This is a genomic window from Methylomusa anaerophila, from assembly GCF_003966895.1.
Lineage (GTDB): Bacteria > Bacillota > Negativicutes > Sporomusales > Sporomusaceae > Methylomusa > Methylomusa anaerophila.
On sequence record NZ_AP018449.1, the window covers coordinates 2,879,100 to 2,895,604 of the forward strand.

At 47.4% G+C, this 16,505-nt stretch carries 16 protein-coding genes and 1 other annotated feature; of the genes, 6 read left to right on the forward strand and 10 right to left on the reverse strand.

All coding sequences use genetic code 11. The features are described from left to right. Positions 1–57: 57 nt before the first annotated feature. The 3 genes from MAMMFC1_RS12930 to MAMMFC1_RS12940 all read right to left on the reverse strand — a co-directional run bounded on the left by MAMMFC1_RS12930 (position 58) and on the right by MAMMFC1_RS12940 (position 2,250). The gene (locus tag MAMMFC1_RS12930) at positions 58–525 is read right to left on the reverse strand and encodes a nuclear transport factor 2 family protein (RefSeq protein ID WP_126308899.1); all 468 of its coding nucleotides are present in this window, start codon (positions 523–525) and stop codon (positions 58–60) included. Positions 526–583: 58 nt separating this feature from the next. Then, complete coding sequence (locus tag MAMMFC1_RS12935; protein WP_126308900.1) at positions 584–1,444, reverse strand: NmrA family NAD(P)-binding protein; 861 nt, start codon at positions 1,442–1,444, stop codon at positions 584–586. Between the two features lie 221 nt (positions 1,445–1,665). Continuing rightward, positions 1,666–2,250, reverse strand: coding sequence for a TetR/AcrR family transcriptional regulator (locus MAMMFC1_RS12940; RefSeq protein ID WP_126308901.1), 585 nt, complete (start codon positions 2,248–2,250; stop codon positions 1,666–1,668). A gap of 233 nt (positions 2,251–2,483) precedes the next feature. Between MAMMFC1_RS12940 and MAMMFC1_RS12945 the strand changes: the two genes are divergently transcribed. Then, positions 2,484–3,077 carry a flavodoxin family protein gene (locus MAMMFC1_RS12945; protein WP_126308902.1) on the forward strand — a complete coding sequence of 198 codons (594 nt, stop codon included), beginning with the start codon at positions 2,484–2,486 and terminating at the stop codon, positions 3,075–3,077. Positions 3,078–3,329: 252 nt separating this feature from the next. Continuing rightward, complete coding sequence (locus MAMMFC1_RS12950; RefSeq protein ID WP_126308903.1) at positions 3,330–4,247, forward strand: hypothetical protein; 918 nt, start codon at positions 3,330–3,332, stop codon at positions 4,245–4,247. Between the two features lie 280 nt (positions 4,248–4,527). Here MAMMFC1_RS12950 and MAMMFC1_RS12955 read toward each other — a convergent pair whose 3' ends face one another. The 3 genes from MAMMFC1_RS12955 to MAMMFC1_RS12965 form a co-directional block, all read right to left on the reverse strand. Then, positions 4,528–5,337: an alpha/beta fold hydrolase gene (locus MAMMFC1_RS12955; RefSeq protein ID WP_126308904.1), complete on the reverse strand. Its 810-nt coding sequence runs from the start codon at positions 5,335–5,337 to the stop codon at positions 4,528–4,530. 290 nt (positions 5,338–5,627) lie between these two features. Continuing rightward, a complete protein-coding gene (locus MAMMFC1_RS12960; RefSeq protein WP_126308905.1) occupies positions 5,628–6,023 on the reverse strand; it encodes a pyridoxamine 5'-phosphate oxidase family protein in 396 nt (131 codons plus the stop codon). 118 nt (positions 6,024–6,141) lie between these two features. After that, a complete protein-coding gene (locus tag MAMMFC1_RS12965) occupies positions 6,142–6,861 on the reverse strand; it encodes a L,D-transpeptidase family protein (RefSeq protein ID WP_126308906.1) in 720 nt (239 codons plus the stop codon). A gap of 433 nt (positions 6,862–7,294) precedes the next feature. On the opposite strand from MAMMFC1_RS12965, the gene panC reads away from it, so the two are divergent. The 3 genes from panC to panB are packed head-to-tail and all read left to right on the forward strand — an operon-like array spanning position 7,295 to position 9,414. Continuing rightward, entirely contained in the window at positions 7,295–8,152 is an 858-nt protein-coding gene (gene panC, locus MAMMFC1_RS12970; RefSeq protein WP_174234404.1) for a pantoate--beta-alanine ligase, read from the forward strand. Positions 8,153–8,154: 2 nt separating this feature from the next. Beyond that, the gene (gene panD, locus MAMMFC1_RS12975; RefSeq protein WP_126308908.1) at positions 8,155–8,538 is read left to right on the forward strand and encodes an aspartate 1-decarboxylase; all 384 of its coding nucleotides are present in this window, start codon (positions 8,155–8,157) and stop codon (positions 8,536–8,538) included. A 39-nt stretch (positions 8,539–8,577) separates the two neighbouring features. After that, entirely contained in the window at positions 8,578–9,414 is an 837-nt protein-coding gene (gene panB / locus MAMMFC1_RS12980) for a 3-methyl-2-oxobutanoate hydroxymethyltransferase (RefSeq protein ID WP_126308909.1), read from the forward strand. A 14-nt stretch (positions 9,415–9,428) separates the two neighbouring features. Here the strand turns inward: panB and MAMMFC1_RS12985 are convergent, their stop codons facing one another. After that, positions 9,429–10,724: a phenylacetate--CoA ligase family protein gene (locus tag MAMMFC1_RS12985; protein ID WP_126308910.1), complete on the reverse strand. Its 1,296-nt coding sequence runs from the start codon at positions 10,722–10,724 to the stop codon at positions 9,429–9,431. Beyond that, positions 10,724–11,329, reverse strand: coding sequence for a tryptophan transporter (locus MAMMFC1_RS12990; protein ID WP_126308911.1), 606 nt, complete (start codon positions 11,327–11,329; stop codon positions 10,724–10,726). Before MAMMFC1_RS12990 ends, MAMMFC1_RS12985 begins: the two co-directional genes overlap by 1 nt. A gap of 61 nt (positions 11,330–11,390) precedes the next feature. Then, positions 11,391–11,663 (reverse strand) — a binding site (T-box leader). Positions 11,664–11,999: 336 nt separating this feature from the next. On the opposite strand from MAMMFC1_RS12990, the gene MAMMFC1_RS12995 reads away from it, so the two are divergent. Beyond that, on the forward strand, positions 12,000–12,944 hold the full coding sequence (locus MAMMFC1_RS12995) for a hypothetical protein (RefSeq protein WP_126308912.1): 945 nt from the start codon (positions 12,000–12,002) through the stop codon (positions 12,942–12,944). Positions 12,945–13,096: 152 nt separating this feature from the next. Here the strand turns inward: MAMMFC1_RS12995 and MAMMFC1_RS13000 are convergent, their stop codons facing one another. Both MAMMFC1_RS13000 and nifV read right to left on the reverse strand, forming a co-directional pair. Then, positions 13,097–15,037, reverse strand: coding sequence for an aconitate hydratase (locus MAMMFC1_RS13000; RefSeq protein WP_126308913.1), 1,941 nt, complete (start codon positions 15,035–15,037; stop codon positions 13,097–13,099). Between the two features lie 57 nt (positions 15,038–15,094). After that, positions 15,095–16,273: a homocitrate synthase gene (nifV, locus tag MAMMFC1_RS13005; RefSeq protein ID WP_126308914.1), complete on the reverse strand. Its 1,179-nt coding sequence runs from the start codon at positions 16,271–16,273 to the stop codon at positions 15,095–15,097. Between the last annotated feature and the right edge of the window lie 232 nt (positions 16,274–16,505).

Sequence of the window (16,505 nt, forward strand, 5' to 3'; positions counted from 1 at the left end):
GTTAAGAGGTGTATCAATAGAACCGCGTTCCTGCGGCACTTAGTGTGGCACTTGGTATTACTGCTCGTTTAAGGCATTCTGTAAGGATGCTGTATCCAAAAGCGCTACAAGCGCTATTACCGGATTCCAATAATCTTTGTAATGGACGATTTTATTATCTTTGGTTTCGATGACGGAGATATATTTCTGAAGATAGGGCTTGCTGGTAGTCAGGGTTCGCCCTTCCTCAATTTCGAATTCGACTATCATAATATTAGGGTTCAACGTGAAGTGAAACGTTGGTTCACTAAACCGTGTGACATCAAATTGTTGAGGGAAGTCTTTTATATATTCATAAATGGCAGCCTTCCCTTCAAGTTTTTGAGTAAAGCCTTTTGGAGCGTAAGGAAACTCGAACAGCGCATTGTCATCAAAAAGTTCAATAAATTGACTCATATCTTTTTCCAAAATAGATTTGCAAAATTTACTGAAAACCTCCCGGGAAGATTCCCGCTTCATTTCGTTATTTGTTGGATTGAATATCATATTTACCACTCCTTGTATTAGTTTGTTCGTTATAGATATGCAATTAGATTCACCGCTTTCATTTTTGTTTCCAATAGGAGGCGTGCGCAACGGCGAAATCATGCAGAGACCTGGGCGGTCGTCCGGTTATATGTTCAACTGTATCCGTAACCTGGTCTTCGGTACTGTGAAGTCTGATCGCTTCATCCAATCCTGCGAGAAAACGGGCGTAGTCTTCGCCCATCTCCAATTTCATCATCCCGGCCGCCAGCTCTTCCGTGCTGATATTCACATGTTTGATGGTTCGCCCAGCAATCGCCCCGATGATTTCACCAGCTTCCGCGTAACTAAGGGATTGAGGACCTGTGATGACATGATCGGTATTATGAGATTGTTCGTCAATCAGCGCTCTTACTCCAACCTCGGCAATATCGTCGGCATCAACGAATCCAACCCGACCCGATCCTGTAGCGGTAATCATCGTCCCGTCACTGTTAATTTGAGCTCCGTGATGACCCTCAGTGAAATTTTGCATAAAGTAAGAAGGCCGCAATACCACCCACTCCGGCACAAGCTGGCGGAGTGCCTGATGCACCTTGCCAAACACCGGTCCGCCTTCAGGCACAGAAGCGCTGCTGAGCAAAACTACTCGGCGCACGCCTGCCTTCACAGCCCTCGCCACAAACGGCAATACTATCTTGGATGGATCCATGACTGCAACCGGACCAACCAAATAAATTTTATCCACGTTTTTCAAAGCCGGTTCGTGTGTTGTTTCATCAAACCAATCGAAAGTCACATGCTTATTTGTGCTGCCTGGTGCGGGAGTGCCGCGGTCGGCCGTACGAACGGCATAACCGAGATCTGTAAGTCTTTTCGCTATACGGCTTCCCGTTTTGCCTCTTCCGCCTGTTACTAGAATTTTACCGCTGTTAGTCATATTAACTACCCCCTTTTTCTTTCCTTTTTGGACTGATAAGTCCGGAATGGTTGTAACAGTTAATCAAAATTGAAATATTGATTTTGCAAACCAGAAACCGATTATGCAAATCCCATGCCTGCTTGCGGCTGTACCGGCTGTATTATGCTTGTTACCAAATGATTTTCTAGACCGAACGATCTAATAATTTTAAAAATAAATGAAGCGTCTATACCGCTCCCTTAATAGTCAAGCGTAGAGAGTATGACAACTGCAATATCGTCCAAAACTTCCGGATTCGAGGTTAATTTAGCAGTCTGGGTTAACGAATACCGCGCATGATTCAAAAATCGGGCAAGGGCAAGGGGATCCTGACGGTCACTGATTTCACCCTGTTTTTGGGCGCGCACCAATGCTTTATAAAAAGCTTGCTCCAAACGCGCCATATCTTGTTTGAAAAACGCTGCGATGTCCGGATCGTGAGGGACTTGATCAATGGCACTGTACAAAATAAAGCATTCCTTCTGGCGCAGTTCATCCTTCAGAACGGCTGCAATCTGATGAATGATATCGGCAATGGCTTCCTTCACTGAACCAGTGCGTTCCAGACAGGAAATGACGGCATCGGTTTTCTCATTCATATAATATTTCACTGCCGAAATAAAGAGCTCTCTTTTGGTTCCATACGTATCATATAGGCTTTGGCGGGCTATACCTAACCCATCGAGTAAATTTTGCAGCGAAGTACCTTCATAACCATAGTGGCCAAATACCTCCATAGCCTTGTGCAGCACAAGCGTTGTATCGAATTCCTTGCTCCTGCCCATGCACTTTAATACCTCCTTTCTGATACCTATTTTATCTTTTCTAGACTATTTAGTCAAAAAAATAATTTCAGAAGCGGGTAGTGTTCCAATTTTTTATTTGAATATCAAGTTGCCTCAGTTTAGTAATCGTTATTGAACATTTATTTAGAGTTTTGCCGCTTATAGAGGGATTTATATTCAAGCAGAGAAAATAATGGGAATAAAAATTCAGATGACAAAGGGGATTATTGCTTGTGAAAATTTGTATATTGATGGGAAGCCCGCGGCTAGAAGGCAACACCGCTGCTTTATTAAAACCGTTCATAAACGAATTAAGTTTGTTAGGTGCAACTGTTGATTACATACCATTATTTAACAAAAATCTAAAAGAGTGTATTGAATGTTTCTCTTGTCAACGTGTTTTGGACAGTCCGGGTTGTATCATAGAAGACGATATGAAAGAAATATATGCCTCAGTATTATCTGCAGATTGTTTGGTATTTGCTACACCGATTTTTACATGGTTTTGTACTCCAGGTATGAAAGCAGTGCTGGATAGACTCTTTTCCTGCTCAAAAAAATATTCAGGCCGAACGGAGAAACCATTGCTTTTAGAGGGAAAGGGAATTGCTTTGCTAACAACTTGTGGAGCTGAAATATCAGAAGGCTCAGATTTAATGGAAACTGCGCTTAAACGATTAGCTGAATATGCCCATCTACTTTTTAAAGGTCATTTTTCTCTTCGTGATATTAATGGAATATCCGATTTTACTAGCGCAGCAGCAATTACCGCGGCAAAGAAATTCGCCCATAGAATTCTAGGGCAAGAGGCAGAGACAAGGGGCTGAGAGGGTCGACGGCGGGGGTGATTTTAAAGTAGTATTTAATTGAAATAGTTCATATACTATATGAGCGATTGTATATGAAAATATATGGAAAATATTATAAATTACAATTATTGTAAATAATAGATTTTTTTAAAATCAAGCCCTATATATGGAAGGGATTTAGTATTGCTTGTGGAATATAATAACAATAATAAGAGGGGACGTATTCTACATTATTATTTATTAAACACATTATAATTAGGAGGCAGATAAATGAAGAAGGTATTATTATTATCTGTTCTTGCGTTAGTGATGGCGAGCTTGTCTTCGACAGTAGCCACTGCGAATCCGCAGTTTGAGAGGCAAATACATCAAGATTCTCAGCGGGATAATTTCAAGCAGCAAAATTCGCAGCGGGATAAGCAGCAAAATTCGCAGCGCGATAATTTCAAACGCGGAGATTCTCAGCGCGAAAGATTAAGTCGAGAAGATTCGCAGCGTGAAATGCCAAGACAAGTAAACTCACAGCGTGAAATTATAAGGAACAAAGATTCCCAACGCGCATATTCCGGCCCTGAGTATAAACGCGAAGGGGCAAGATATGAAGCCCCGCAACCCAAACCTGGTTATTTCCCCGGTAAGAGGATAGAGCCGGTGAACCGGCGGGAGAACGCCCGGATAGATTATCAACCAGGTATCCCTTATGTACGGCATCAACGTCCGGCGGCCAATTATCACCCGGTAGCTTTTTTCCCGGCAGTAGCTAACTATCACCCGGTAGCTAACTATCATCCGGCAGCTAACTATTATCCGGCAGCTAGCTATTATCCGGCAGCTAGCTATTATCCGGCAGCTAACTATTATCCAGCAGCCGATTATTATCCGGTAGCCGACTTTTACCCGGTTCCTAATTATTACCCGGTAGAACGGGTTCATTATTGCCTTGTGGAAGAAAGATTCCCAGTAATAAACCCTTACGGCTGGTATAGTGAAAGCGGTTATAATTTTTGGTATCGCGGACAATATATACCGGATGCAGCCGTGTTCTATAATAATTCAGATGAGTTAGTCAGTATAGGATTCTGGCAAGACGGGTCCTTTGTCATGATCGGTTCTGACGATGATTCTTTTTTCCTGACGGCTTCAACTCTTCGGCAGGGTGGAGATTCAGGATTCCTTTTGGTAATATAAATTTTTTCGTAAGTATTGAGTAAAATTTAGATATTTTCCAGCTCGATTCCAAGAAAACCTATATAACTTCTTAAAGCCGTCCGGCCCTGGACGGCTTTTCTGTGTTCAGACCTAACGTAATAAAACCGCTCAAAAATAAGAGCTTATGGCACGTAAATCCGCTAGTTTGGCTCGGGGGGGACGACTTGGCAAAGCTTTCGCACCTTAGAATCTATTGCAAACGGTACGAAACGCGCAAGGGAGGGACGCACATACAACATCCCTGTCCAGCGCGTTTTTTTTAGGTGTTCACAAACTCGGCAAGGCAATAGTTAAATTTATCCCGCTCATCGATGACCAGGCCATGTCCGCTGAATTCAAAGGGAATTAATATAGAATTTCTAATGTAGCGATGCGTTTCCTCAGCGCTTGGGAACGGGACTATTTGGTCATGAACACCGTGAAATATAGCTGTCGGAATGCGTATCTGCCGTGCATCGCGCCTTAAATCCTCATCACGAAGGGAAATTGCCAAACTGGCAGTTGCGTGACCGGATGCTTCCAGCCCGAGTCCGTTGAACCAATTTTTAAATTCGCAGCTAAGGCTGCTGGCAAAAAATGTATCACCGAAATCACTTATCATTTTGGGGCGATCCGTATAGGTTTGACTTATAAGTTTGTTGACCTCTGCAACGGGAATTGCAAAAGGATAGTCTTGGCGCCGGGTAAACAGGGGGGTTGCAGATGATGCAAGGGCGAGCTTTGCGACGCCGTACCCTGAGTGACGGGCCATATATCTCGTGGCGATTGCTCCTCCCACTGAAAACCCGAGAAGGGTTATGTTTTCAAGACCAAAGGCTTCAATAACGCAGCGTACATCGTCCGCCAGCGTGTTGTAGCAGTACCCGTGCCATGGTTTATCAGACTTGCCAAAGCCTCTTATATCCATACCAATACATCTAATATCACACTTGGGAAGCTGATTGAATTGATATTCAAACATCTTATGGTTTGCTGGCCAACCATGGATGAAAAGAACGGTCTGTTCCGAGCAGAGGTTTAAGTCTTCTACAAAAATCCTGACCCCTTCTTCTACCTGAATGTAAGGCATTTGATTCACCTCTATTTGTTCTTGGTTACTTTATTCTTAATATATTGTATTCCAATCTACATAATAAGGTGCTTTTAAGATAACTAAGTAATTGTCGCCCTATTCAGTGGATTTATATGGTTACGGCGAGAAATATGGGGCGAAGTATATTGTTTCAGCAAAGGAAACGGTGACATATAATTAAAGAATCAACAACCCAAGGGAGGTTGTTGATTCTTTACCCAAACGTGCGTCTATTGGATTTGGAAATTATTTTTACAATTTTTACATTTGATATTAGATATTAGATACTAAAGATTAATAGTCTTATGTTCGCCACTCATTGAGAAAAAGTTTGCAACGGCATTCTCAAGATAGAAAATTTCAAAAATCGTATCTTCTACAGAATACATGCCCTTTAGCATCGGTACAAGCTCCAGTGCCTTAGCTTTGGCTTCTTTTGTAGTGCAGAATACGGCTTTACCGCTTAGACGCACCCATCTCCCGTCTTTCGTTGTCGCGGAAATTTCAATATTTGGATTGGTCATTAGCTGTGCATAAACTGGTTTTTGGTTGCTGGTTGAAAAGCAAAGCTTGCCTTCATGCTCCATTATGAAGCCGAATGGACGAACTTTTGGCAGGTTGCCATCAACAGTAGCAACATAGAATACTCCACAGTCTTGAAGAAATTTCAATACTTCATTCATGATATGCCTCCCTATCCATTATCGAATATCGGATTACGTTTGTTATTATAACATAATTATTTGCGCTAGTAAAATATTACAAGTATGGAAGTATGGTTTGGGTTAGGGATAATATCACCTAAAGTCCCAAAAGGTCCAGGGTTTTCCGGTCGGCGATACCGGTAGGATTAAGCCCCTTATCATGCTGGAATCGTTTTAGTGCCGTTTCCGTTTCCCGACTAAAGAAACCGTCGGCGCCACTTTCCAAATAGCCTAAATCTCTTAATTTTCTTTGCAGTTGGACCACATCCGCGCCTGTAATCCCATACTTGAGAGCCCGCCGGATATAAGCTCTCTGGTCTTCGATACGCACCGGCGTCCCCACCGGCACCCATTCATAGAGTTCTTCGATATCTTTGTTGCGCAAGCGAATGCAGCCATGGCTGATAAACTGGCCTATGCTCCACGGCTGACTAGTCCCATGGATGCCGTAGCCGCCTCCGCCCCAGGGGATATTCAGGGCCAGGATGCGGGTACCCATGATATCTCCTGATCTGTAGGATTTCCAAATCACCGTCCAATCGCCGATGGGCGTAGGAGTGCTGCTTTTGCCGACCGCGATACGATACTTTTTGTATAGTTTCCCGTCACTGTGCAGTTCCAAAATTCGGGCTGGAATCTTAATAACAATGGATATACTGCCCGTAGGGGCGGCTGACGGTTGATCGGGAATAGCCGCTAGCTCCAGTTCATCCCAGTAGTCGAGGCTCAAAATACCGATAAACAAGGTAATTATAAGTAACGATACAATGGCGAAATAACTTCGGGGCTTAATTATAATCCTCCAGAATCTGGCCACTCTGTTGCCCCCCCTAACCAGTTTTTATCACAATATATGTGCAATTGCTCCGTAATATCCCGAAAATAGCAAGGGAAGAGGCAACCAGGGCCAGTGAGAGGCACATAGGCATATGAGGCTAGAAAATAAAGAAACTGCCTCTTTTTGTCTTTCTTATTGTCCATATTAATATTTTATAGTATTATAATATTGTTGTTGGTGATTTGCCCGGAAAATGGATGATACCTTCGAGGTCATACCGTGATACCGTGCTTCATGGGTAATTCTTGTAGCCGAAATGAACAGTTAAGTGCCGCTTGGATCCGATACGGACTTAGACGGAGGCAGTGAGGAAGAGAGAAACACCCTTCTTGTCTATTCTGCATGCGGACAAGAAGGGTGAGTTTGTTTTATGCCGGCTTTTACATTAGGATTTTGGAGGGGAACAACAGTGATAACGGTGATTGAAAAAGTTGCCGAAATGCGTGCCTTCATAACCCAGGCCAGAAAACAGGGAAAAACAATCGGGTTTATTCCCACAATGGGGGCGCTGCATGAAGGACATCTGACATTGATGCAGGAAGCCAAAAAATGCAGCGATGTGGTAGTTGCCAGCATATTCGTCAATCCAACCCAGTTTGGTCCCAACGAAGATTATGACGCTTACCCGCGTACCTGGCCGGAGGATTTGGAAGCATGTTCTGCCGTCGGGGTTGATGTCGTATTTCGTCCAAGCGTTAAAGAAATGTATCCCAACGGTTGGGGAACCTGGGTGACAGTAGCGGGGATAACTGATAAGCTTTGCGGTAAATCCCGTCCCAACCACTTTCGGGGGGTAACCACGGTGGTTGCCAAACTATTTAATATTGTTCAACCGGACAAGGCATTCTTTGGCCAAAAAGACGCCCAGCAGGTAGTCGTGCTAACCAGAATGGCACAGGATTTGAACATGCCGGTTGAGATTGTCATGGTCCCTATTGTACGGGAACCGGACGGGGTGGCGAAAAGTTCCCGTAACTCATACCTGACTGCCGCCGAGCGTAAGTCCGCGCCGATTCTGTATAAGAGCTTGTGTGCAGCGCAGCAGCTGGTGAGCCAGGGCGAGCAAAGCGTACAAAATATTGTTGCCGCGGTAGTCCGGTCCATAAAATCGGAGCCTATGGCAACCATTGATTACGTGGAAATCCACTCTTTTCCCCAATTGGAAGAAATGGCCGGGTTAAATCAGGAAGCATTGCTGGCGGTAGCAGCCAAGTTCGGCGCGACAAGACTGATTGATAATATTATTTTAAAACCCGGGGAAAGAGGATAAAGATGCTGCTTACGATGATGAAATCAAAAATTCACCGCGCCACCGTTACCGAAGCCAATCTGAATTATATGGGGAGCATTACGATTGACAGCGCCTTGATGAGGGCAGCCCGAATTTTCCCGGGAGAAAAGGTCCAGGTGGTAAATAACAATAATGGTGCTCGCCTGGAGACCTACGTCATCGGGGGGGAAGAAAATTCCGGCGTCATTTGTTTGAATGGAGCTGCCGCCAGACTGGTTCAGGCCGGGGACAACGTTATTATTATTACTTACGCCTTGGCCAGCCCGGAAGAAGCGGCGAGCTGGCAGCCGATTGTGGTAATGGTTGATGAGAAAAACAGAATAAGAGAATGCAGAAGCAGCGAACAACATGGGGATGCTGGTTGAGTTGGTTAACTCCCGGAATAAAATAGGACAGAGGTGTTATTGATGGAGCAGCAACGCATAACGACTTCAACAATCAAACAGAAGAAAGATAAACAAATGCCCATTACCATGCTTACGGCTTATGATTACACTATGGCCAAAATTATCGACGGAGCAGGCATTGATATGCTGTTAGTCGGCGATTCTTTAGGAAATGTAGTGCTTGGCTACGAATCTACCTTGCCGGTAACGATGGATGAGATGATACATCATGTCAAGGCTGTCAGCCGGGGGGCGAAAAGGGCGATGATAGTTGCGGACATGCCCTTTATGTCCTACCAGGTGTCAGCGGCGGAAGCTTTGCGTAATGCGGGGCGGTTTCTGAAAGAAACGGCAGCCCAGGCTGTCAAGATTGAAGGGGGCCAGGAAATGGTTGCGGCTATTAAAAGCCTGGTTCAAGCGGGTATTCCCGTGATGGGCCATCTTGGGCTTACGCCTCAATCGGTTCACCAACTGGGGGGGTATAAGGTTCAGGGGAAAAGTGAACAAGCGGCGAAAAAACTTCTGGAAGATGCCAAGGCGTTAGAAACCGGTGGCGTGTTTGCGTTGGTTCTGGAATGTGTTCCCTCGCCTCTGGCCCGGATAATAACCGAGTCGGCGGGTATTCCCACAATCGGGATTGGGGCCGGACCGTACTGTGACGGGCAAGTACTGGTAATAAATGATCTATTGGGCATAAATCCCGGTAATACGCCTAAATTTGTAAAACAATATGCAAACTTGCATGAGCATATTGCCGCTGCTGTCACGGCCTATAAAAAGGACGTTAACGAACGTGTTTTTCCCGGCCCTGAGCATAGCTTTACCCTGGATGATATTGTGTTGCGGAAGTTATAGTAACGGTGAAAAAATCAAATCACCCGCTTATCTATGACCCGTTTGGCCTTGCCCTCACTGCGGGCGATTGTACGGGGTTCCACCAGCCGGACGACTGCTTTCAAACCCAGGACGGACTTCAGTTCGCCCTGGATTTTTTTCTCCAGTTTGTCAGCGCTGCCGTTAAGGCTGCCGGCCAGGTCGCCGGTCATTTCGACCATTACTGTCAAGGTATCCAGATTTCCTTCCCGGTCCACAATAAGCTGATAATGGGGAGCGGTTGTACCCATACCGAGGAGAACGCTTTCCACCTGGGATGGGAAAATGTTGACACCCCGGATGATCAACATGTCGTCACTCCGGCCAACCACCCGTTTCATGCGGATCTGGGTACGCCCGCAAGGACAGGGAGTACGATCCAGCGCCGTCAGGTCCCGGGTGCGGTAGCGGAGCATGGGCATTCCCTCTTTGGTCAGGGTTGTCAGCACCAGTTCGCCGATTTCTCCGTCCGGCAGGATCTCTCCCGTTTCGGGGTCTATGACTTCCGGGTAAAAATGATCTTCCTGAATATGAAGCCCATCCTGAACATGGCAATCGCAGGATACCCCCGGTCCGATAATTTCACTTAACCCATATACGTCATAAGCCTTGACGCCAAAGCTGGCTTCAATTTCGCGCCGCATGCCGTCCGACCAGGCTTCTGCGCCGCAAAAAATAGAGGAAAGAGCCAGGTCCTGGGGCCTTACCCCCATTGTCTCCATAGCTTCGGCCAGATGCAGGGCATAAGACGGGGTTGATACCATGGCGGTGGTGCCAAAATCCTGCATCAGCATAATCTGGCGGGCGGTATTGCCGGAAGAGGCCGGAATTACCGAAGCTCCCACCTTTTCCGCCGCGTAATGCATACCCAGACCGCCGGTAAACAGACCGTAATTCACGGCTACTTGAAAGACCGAGCCCCGCTTCAGGCCACCGGCCGACAATGTCCGTGCCAGCACTTCCGCCCACACTGCCAAATCGCTATCTGTGTAAGCTACCGCTGTCGGCTTGCCGGTTGTGCCGCTGGAAGAATGGAAGCGGCGAATATTTTTTACGGGAACGGCCAATAAGCCGTAAGGATAAGTATTGCGCATATCCTGTTTGGTGGTAAAAGGCAGTTTACTTAGATCAGCCGGGGACCGGATGTCCCGGGGAGTTACGCCTTTGGCCTCCATTCGCCGGCGGTAAAAAGCAACATTATCATAGGCCCGGGAAACAACATCCTGCAGACGCCGGCGCTGCAACTCCTCCACTGCCGGGCGGCTCATGGTTTCAACTTCCGGGTTCCACATTATTTGCCAACCTCCTTAATTTTCGCAACATCCTGGCGGTTTGCGGCCAAAGCTCCTGACAGCAGCCTATTAACCGGATAGTACAGCACTTGGGTGATAATGGTATTTACTGCGGCTACAGTCAACACAACAGGCAGCATACCGTAAAGATAGATGTTCATGGGTAAATTCAGTGCCAGTTTCGCTACTGTGACGAAGGTAAAGCCGCTAACCAGTGTTCCCGCCAGCCCGCATACAGCCGGGCGGATATTAACCGAACCAAACTCCAGCTTTAACGGCAGGGTCGCCAACACTGAACAGGCCAGCGCGCCGAGCACTTCGCTGATTAAATTGCCATAGGGAAAAATGGACTTGGATGTGGCCAGACAAAGAGCCCCGGCCACCAGGCCGATTCCCGCCGCCCGCAGCTTGCCGGGTTTGTAAAGCACGATGGCCAGACAATACATGGCAATGAGCCAGTTGGGCGATATGCCTGCTATACTTGGGCTTACCAAGCGCAAAATAGCCCCGATGGCCAGCAGCATGGCGGTAACTGTCGCCCACCGGTAACGCCCGCCTTTGGCTTCAATCTTCGTAGGCAGAATATCACCATTACGATTTTCCATATTCGATCCCTCCATAAAAATAAAAAATAATAAATAAAAACAATAACCCCTCGTTCCTATGTCTAGGGACGAGGGGTTAACCCGCGGTGCCACCCTAATTGACCGGAATACCCGGTCCGGCTTACTAAGTACGGGGCAATGAATAAGAAAACATTGTCCGATACCCGCTTCCTGCTAACGGGGGAAGAAACCCGGACAGCGCCTACCCCGGATTATCCGGCTCGGACTGTATCTCTCAGGCCCATTCAATATGCCGAGCAACGCCAAACTCCCACTGCCATTGGCTCGCTGTAGTTCTCTTGCCATATTTACTCTTCCTGGTCATTGATTTTAACTATTTTAACTAAAGTTAGATTTGTTTCAAATATATCACTATGGATAAACATCTGTCAAGACTATATATGCCGCATTAAAGAATTGCCATCCGGGTATTAGGATAAGTTGAGGTTAAGCGTTAGCGTCGAAGCGTTCCTAATACCTGGATATAATTTACATGCACACCCCGCTTATAGCGGGTAAGTAAAAAAATGTGTATAATAAGGGTAGCGCAAGGTTACAAAATCATTATTTCGTTTGGCATAGCATAGCTCCTGCTAAGCTGCTAATTAAATTTTTAACAAAGTCATTCAATGCCGTCCAAGTGAGCTAAGCCAAACAAAAGGAGGATCTAATGAAGCAAAAGAGTTTACGTATTATACTAATGGTGAGTGTGCTGCTAGTGCTATTGTTAGGAATTACAGGCCCTGCGCGGGCGGAGGAAGCATCTTCCCCTAATTTGACACCTGAACAATGGGTGGGGCACACCTTCTTGTTTCTTGATTTACCAGCCGATAAACGATCCGAAGGGTATGAGATTTTTAATAAAGACCAGGCAGAGCAAGGCTTTCAGGGAGATCGCTCCGTTCGCATCCCCTATGCTCAACATGTTGGGAAGCAAGTTACCGTTACCGATGTAGTCACCTATCCCGCCGGTGATAATAATGAATACATTGTTTACTTGTCTGAGAATAATACGGGAGAAAAACTGGTCGGGCGTACCATGCGGGGGAAATTGGATGGTTTGGTATTAGAAGCAGATATGACAAAAGCCCGGCAGCAATTCCTGGGTAAAACTATTTATCTTAAGAATAGGGTATTGCCGGGAGTTTACGACCTAAGTTCCGGCGCGGCGCCGGCGGCGGTAACAACTAAAATCGGCAGCGCGGCTCAAGTAATTGATGTTTGGGCAGGTATTCAATCTCAGGACCCTATATGGTTAATTGTTATGGTAAATGGGCAAAAGGCAACGCTGCCCCTTGCTTATAGTTACACGAATCAGCCGCTTAGTACCTGGCAAAATAGCCCGCCGTGGCAAGACGTGTTATTTATGGAAAATCCACGTGTCACATTTGGCTGGCCGGAAGCGTTATGGGAAAAAATTGAAACCGGTACTGTGGAGGTGGGTATGACCAAGGAACAAGTCCGGCTCAGTTGGGGTCGCCCGGCTTCCATTGACGAGAACAATTATGGGCCGGGTAAGTCCGTTTGGAATTATACGACTAAAGCGCTCACATTTGACGGTGATAATCTAATTTCCCTTGAAAATACTGAATTAGGGGATACTGTCGCTCCCTAAATACACCCCGGTGAGTTAGAATAAAGAAAGACGCAAATTAGTCCGTTTTCTTGCAAAGCCGCTCCCGCCAATAGTACGCTTTGTAACGAAGAAAGACCTGTCAGCCAGTTAATTCTCTGTGGCTGCAGGTCTTTTTTCACGTAACCGTTATCTTATGAAAACCGGAATCCGCCTGTCTGTCTGGTAAAATTAAGGAGCCCGCCCGCCAGGATAATCTCCTTCTCCCGGGAAGTAGCGACAAGGCGCAGGGGTATTTCCTGACCGGAGGCGGTATTCGCGGCAGTGATGAGTTCGCCCTTCTGCACCTGAGTATGAAGAGCATCAATGGTCAGGACATCACTTTGAGCCAATTTGTCATAGTCGCCGGGGTTGGCAAAAATGAGCGGCAAGATACCGAAATTAATCAGGTTGGCCCGGTGAATCCGGGCGAATGATTGGGCGATTACCCCTTTAACGCCAAGATATAACGGCGCCAGGGCGGCGTGTTCACGACTGGAGCCTTGTCCATAGTTGGCGCCGGCCACAATAAGGCCGCCGCCCTGGGCTAAGGCCCGGGCCGGAAAATCGGCGTCAACGCCGCTAAAGCAGTATTTGGCCAGATGGGGTATGTTGGAACGGTAAGGAAGCAAATGGGCGTGAGACGGCATGATATGGTCAGTGGTTATATTGTCGCCCACTTTAAGCAATACGGCGCCGGTGAGGGTCACCGGCGGCTGTTTGGCGACAGGAAAAGGCTTAATATTCGGTCCCCGCACCACTTCTACCGTTTGGCCCTGTTCGGGTGGGAAAACCAGTAAGTTGTCGTCACCGACAAACGGGGTGTTTAGGTCGATAACCGGGGGATGGCCATAATCCCGCGGGTCGGAGAGCTTGCCGGTCAGAGCGCTGACAGCAGCCACTTCCGGACTGCACAAGTAGACCTTGGCATCAGGGGTTCCACTCCGGCCGGCAAAGTTGCGGTTGAAGGTCCGGAGGGATACGCCGCCCGACTTGGGCGCCTGCCCCATACCGATGCAGGGACCGCAGGCACATTCGAGAATGCGGGCACCGGAACGCAACAGGGAACTGAGGGCGCCGCTGTCAGCCAGCATGCCCAGTACCTGGCGGGAACCGGGCGCAATGACCAGGGACACCTCGGGATGAACCCGTTTTCCTGCCAAAATTTTTGCTACTTTACTAAGATCAAGATACGAGGAATTGGTGCAGCTGCCGATCGCCACCTGATCGACTTTACTGCCGGCTACACTCGCCACCGGGACCACATTATCCGGGCTGTGGGGCAAAGCCACCAACGGCTCCAGTTCGTCCAGACGGATGGTAACTGTTTCGTCATAGACGGCATCAGCATCCGCAGTCAAGGGAAGCCAATCGGCCCCGCGCCCCAGGGCGGACAAAAAGGCCTGGGTGGTAGCGTCGCTGGGAAAGAGGGAGGTGGTGGCGCCGAGTTCGGCGCCCATATTGGTGATGGTGGCCCGTTCGGGAACGGTTAGTCCCGCCAGACCGTCACCGGTATATTCAAAAATGCGGCCGACCCCGCCCTTAACGGTCAGGCGTCTTAGAACTTCAAGAATAATATCCTTGGCAGCGGCCCAGGCCGGCAGTTTGCCGGTGAGTTCCACCTGACAGATTTTCGGCATGGTCAGGTAATAGGCGCCGCCGGCCATGGCTACCGCCACATCCAGGCCGCCGGCCCCAATGGCCAGCATGCCGATACCGCCGCCGGTAGGGGTATGGCTGTCTGAGCCCAGAAGTGTCCAGCCCGGGTGGCTGAATCTTTCCAATTGAACCTGATGGCAAATGCCGTTGCCAGGCTTGGAAAAAACAATGCCGTGTTTGGCGGCGACAGTTTGAATGTATAAATGGTCATCCGCATTTTCAAACCCGGACTGCAAGGTATTGTGGTCTACAAAGGCGACAGACAGTTTGGTTTTGACCCGGGGAATTTCCATGGCTTCCAACTGGAGATAAGCCATAGTACCGGTCGAGTCCTGAGTCAGCGTCTGGTCGATACGGATGCCGATTTCCTCACCGGCAACAAGACGTCCGCTGACCAGATGCGCGTCAAGGATTTTAGCTGCCAGCGTTTTATTCATACTTTCCCTCCAAATAGACTGCATCCAACTGCATTATATATAATGTTCTTAAATATTCTAGATTGCGTTCTGGTTCTCCTGCTCTTTCAGGACCTCTTCATATAAGTACATTAGTTCTTTTTCGAAAAGCGGCCGTTTCAAATTGACCGCCAGCGTCCGGACCTTGGTCAGGATATGGGTTGCCACGCTCTCGTCAATTACGAAGCCAAATTCCATATATTTCTTAACAATGGCTGCCGTTCCGGAATGCTTGCCGATGACAATCTGACGCTCCAGTCCGATTTCCATCGGGTCAAATACCTCATAGGTAATGGGGTTCTTCAAAGCGCCGTCGGCATGAATCCCCGACTCATGGGCAAACATATTGGCTCCTACCACCGCTTTCCAGATAGGCAGCACCCGGCCGGAGGCGTGGGATACATATTCACAGGTTTCTTTGAGCTTTGAGGTATTATAGGTAATATCTTTTTTCAGCACATATTTCAGTGCCATGACGAATTCTTCCAGGGCAGCATTGCCGGCCCGCTCCCCCAAACCGTTGACCGTGACACCGATAAACCGGGCGCCGGCCTGCAAGCCGGCAATGGCGTTGGCACTGGCCATACCAAAATCGTCATGAGTGTGCATTTCAATGTCAATATCGACCTTTTCCCGTAATGACTTGATGCGTTGATGGATTTCCAGCGGGTCCAGGATGCCTACCGTGTCGCAGTAGCGCAGACGGTTGGCGCCGGCCTGTTTGGCGGCTGTGGCGAATTCTACGAGAAATACTTCATCGCTGCGGGATGCATCTTCGGCGTTTGCTGATATATATAGCCCGTGTTTCGCGGCAAATTCAACGGCTTTTACCATGCTTTCCAGCACTTTTTCCCGGGAAGACTGCAGTTTGTATTTAATGTGAATGTCGGAAGTGGGGATGGAAATGGCTACAGCGTCGACACCGCAGTTAACAGATGCCTCCAGGTCTTTAATGCTGGCGCGGTTCCACCCCATGATGCTGGCTTTGAGGCCGAGTTTGGTAATCGTTTTGATGGCTTCGGCTTCGTCGCCGCCCATGATCGGGATGCCGGCTTCAATTTGGTCCACACCGATTTCATCGAGAAGTTTGGCAATATACATCTTTTCGTTGTTGGCAAATACCACACCTGCAGTCTGCTCCCCATCACGCAGTGTCGTGTCAACAATGTATACGTTTTTCCCCTCAGCGAGGTGATTGAAACCAGTACAGTTCTTCATGCTTTTATCCCCCTCTATTTTCCATTATGTATATTAATTCAATAAGTATGGTATAAATATGATAAATAATTCCATTGACAGTTGAGAGTTTTTGTTTGAAAAAGACAAAAAGGAGCCGGGATGTATGTCCCTGACGCCTTTGTCAAGTTAATACACAGGGTATATTGATGTATAAGATATCAGATAAAGTCATTTTGGTCAATAGATTTTTTGCGAAAATAATGAATACATT

Bases quoted from the DNA above. Each gene is read 5' to 3' on its own strand.
- MAMMFC1_RS12930 (WP_126308899.1), bottom strand. From the start codon at position 525: ATGATATTCAATCCAACAAATAACGAAATGAAGCGGGAATCTTCCCGG.
- MAMMFC1_RS12935 (WP_126308900.1), bottom strand. From the start codon at position 1,444: ATGACTAACAGCGGTAAAATTCTAGTAACAGGCGGAAGAGGCAAAACG.
- MAMMFC1_RS12940 (WP_126308901.1), bottom strand. From the start codon at position 2,250: ATGGGCAGGAGCAAGGAATTCGATACAACGCTTGTGCTGCACAAGGCT.
- MAMMFC1_RS12950 (WP_126308903.1), top strand. From the start codon at position 3,330: ATGAAGAAGGTATTATTATTATCTGTTCTTGCGTTAGTGATGGCGAGC.
- MAMMFC1_RS12955 (WP_126308904.1), bottom strand. From the start codon at position 5,337: ATGCCTTACATTCAGGTAGAAGAAGGGGTCAGGATTTTTGTAGAAGAC.
- MAMMFC1_RS12960 (WP_126308905.1), bottom strand. From the start codon at position 6,023: ATGAATGAAGTATTGAAATTTCTTCAAGACTGTGGAGTATTCTATGTT.
- panD (WP_126308908.1), top strand. From the start codon at position 8,155: ATGCTGCTTACGATGATGAAATCAAAAATTCACCGCGCCACCGTTACC.
- MAMMFC1_RS12985 (WP_126308910.1), bottom strand. From the start codon at position 10,724: ATGTGGAACCCGGAAGTTGAAACCATGAGCCGCCCGGCAGTGGAGGAG.
- MAMMFC1_RS12990 (WP_126308911.1), bottom strand. From the start codon at position 11,329: ATGGAAAATCGTAATGGTGATATTCTGCCTACGAAGATTGAAGCCAAA.
- MAMMFC1_RS12995 (WP_126308912.1), top strand. From the start codon at position 12,000: ATGAAGCAAAAGAGTTTACGTATTATACTAATGGTGAGTGTGCTGCTA.
- MAMMFC1_RS13000 (WP_126308913.1), bottom strand. From the start codon at position 15,037: ATGAATAAAACGCTGGCAGCTAAAATCCTTGACGCGCATCTGGTCAGC.
- nifV (WP_126308914.1), bottom strand. From the start codon at position 16,273: ATGAAGAACTGTACTGGTTTCAATCACCTCGCTGAGGGGAAAAACGTA.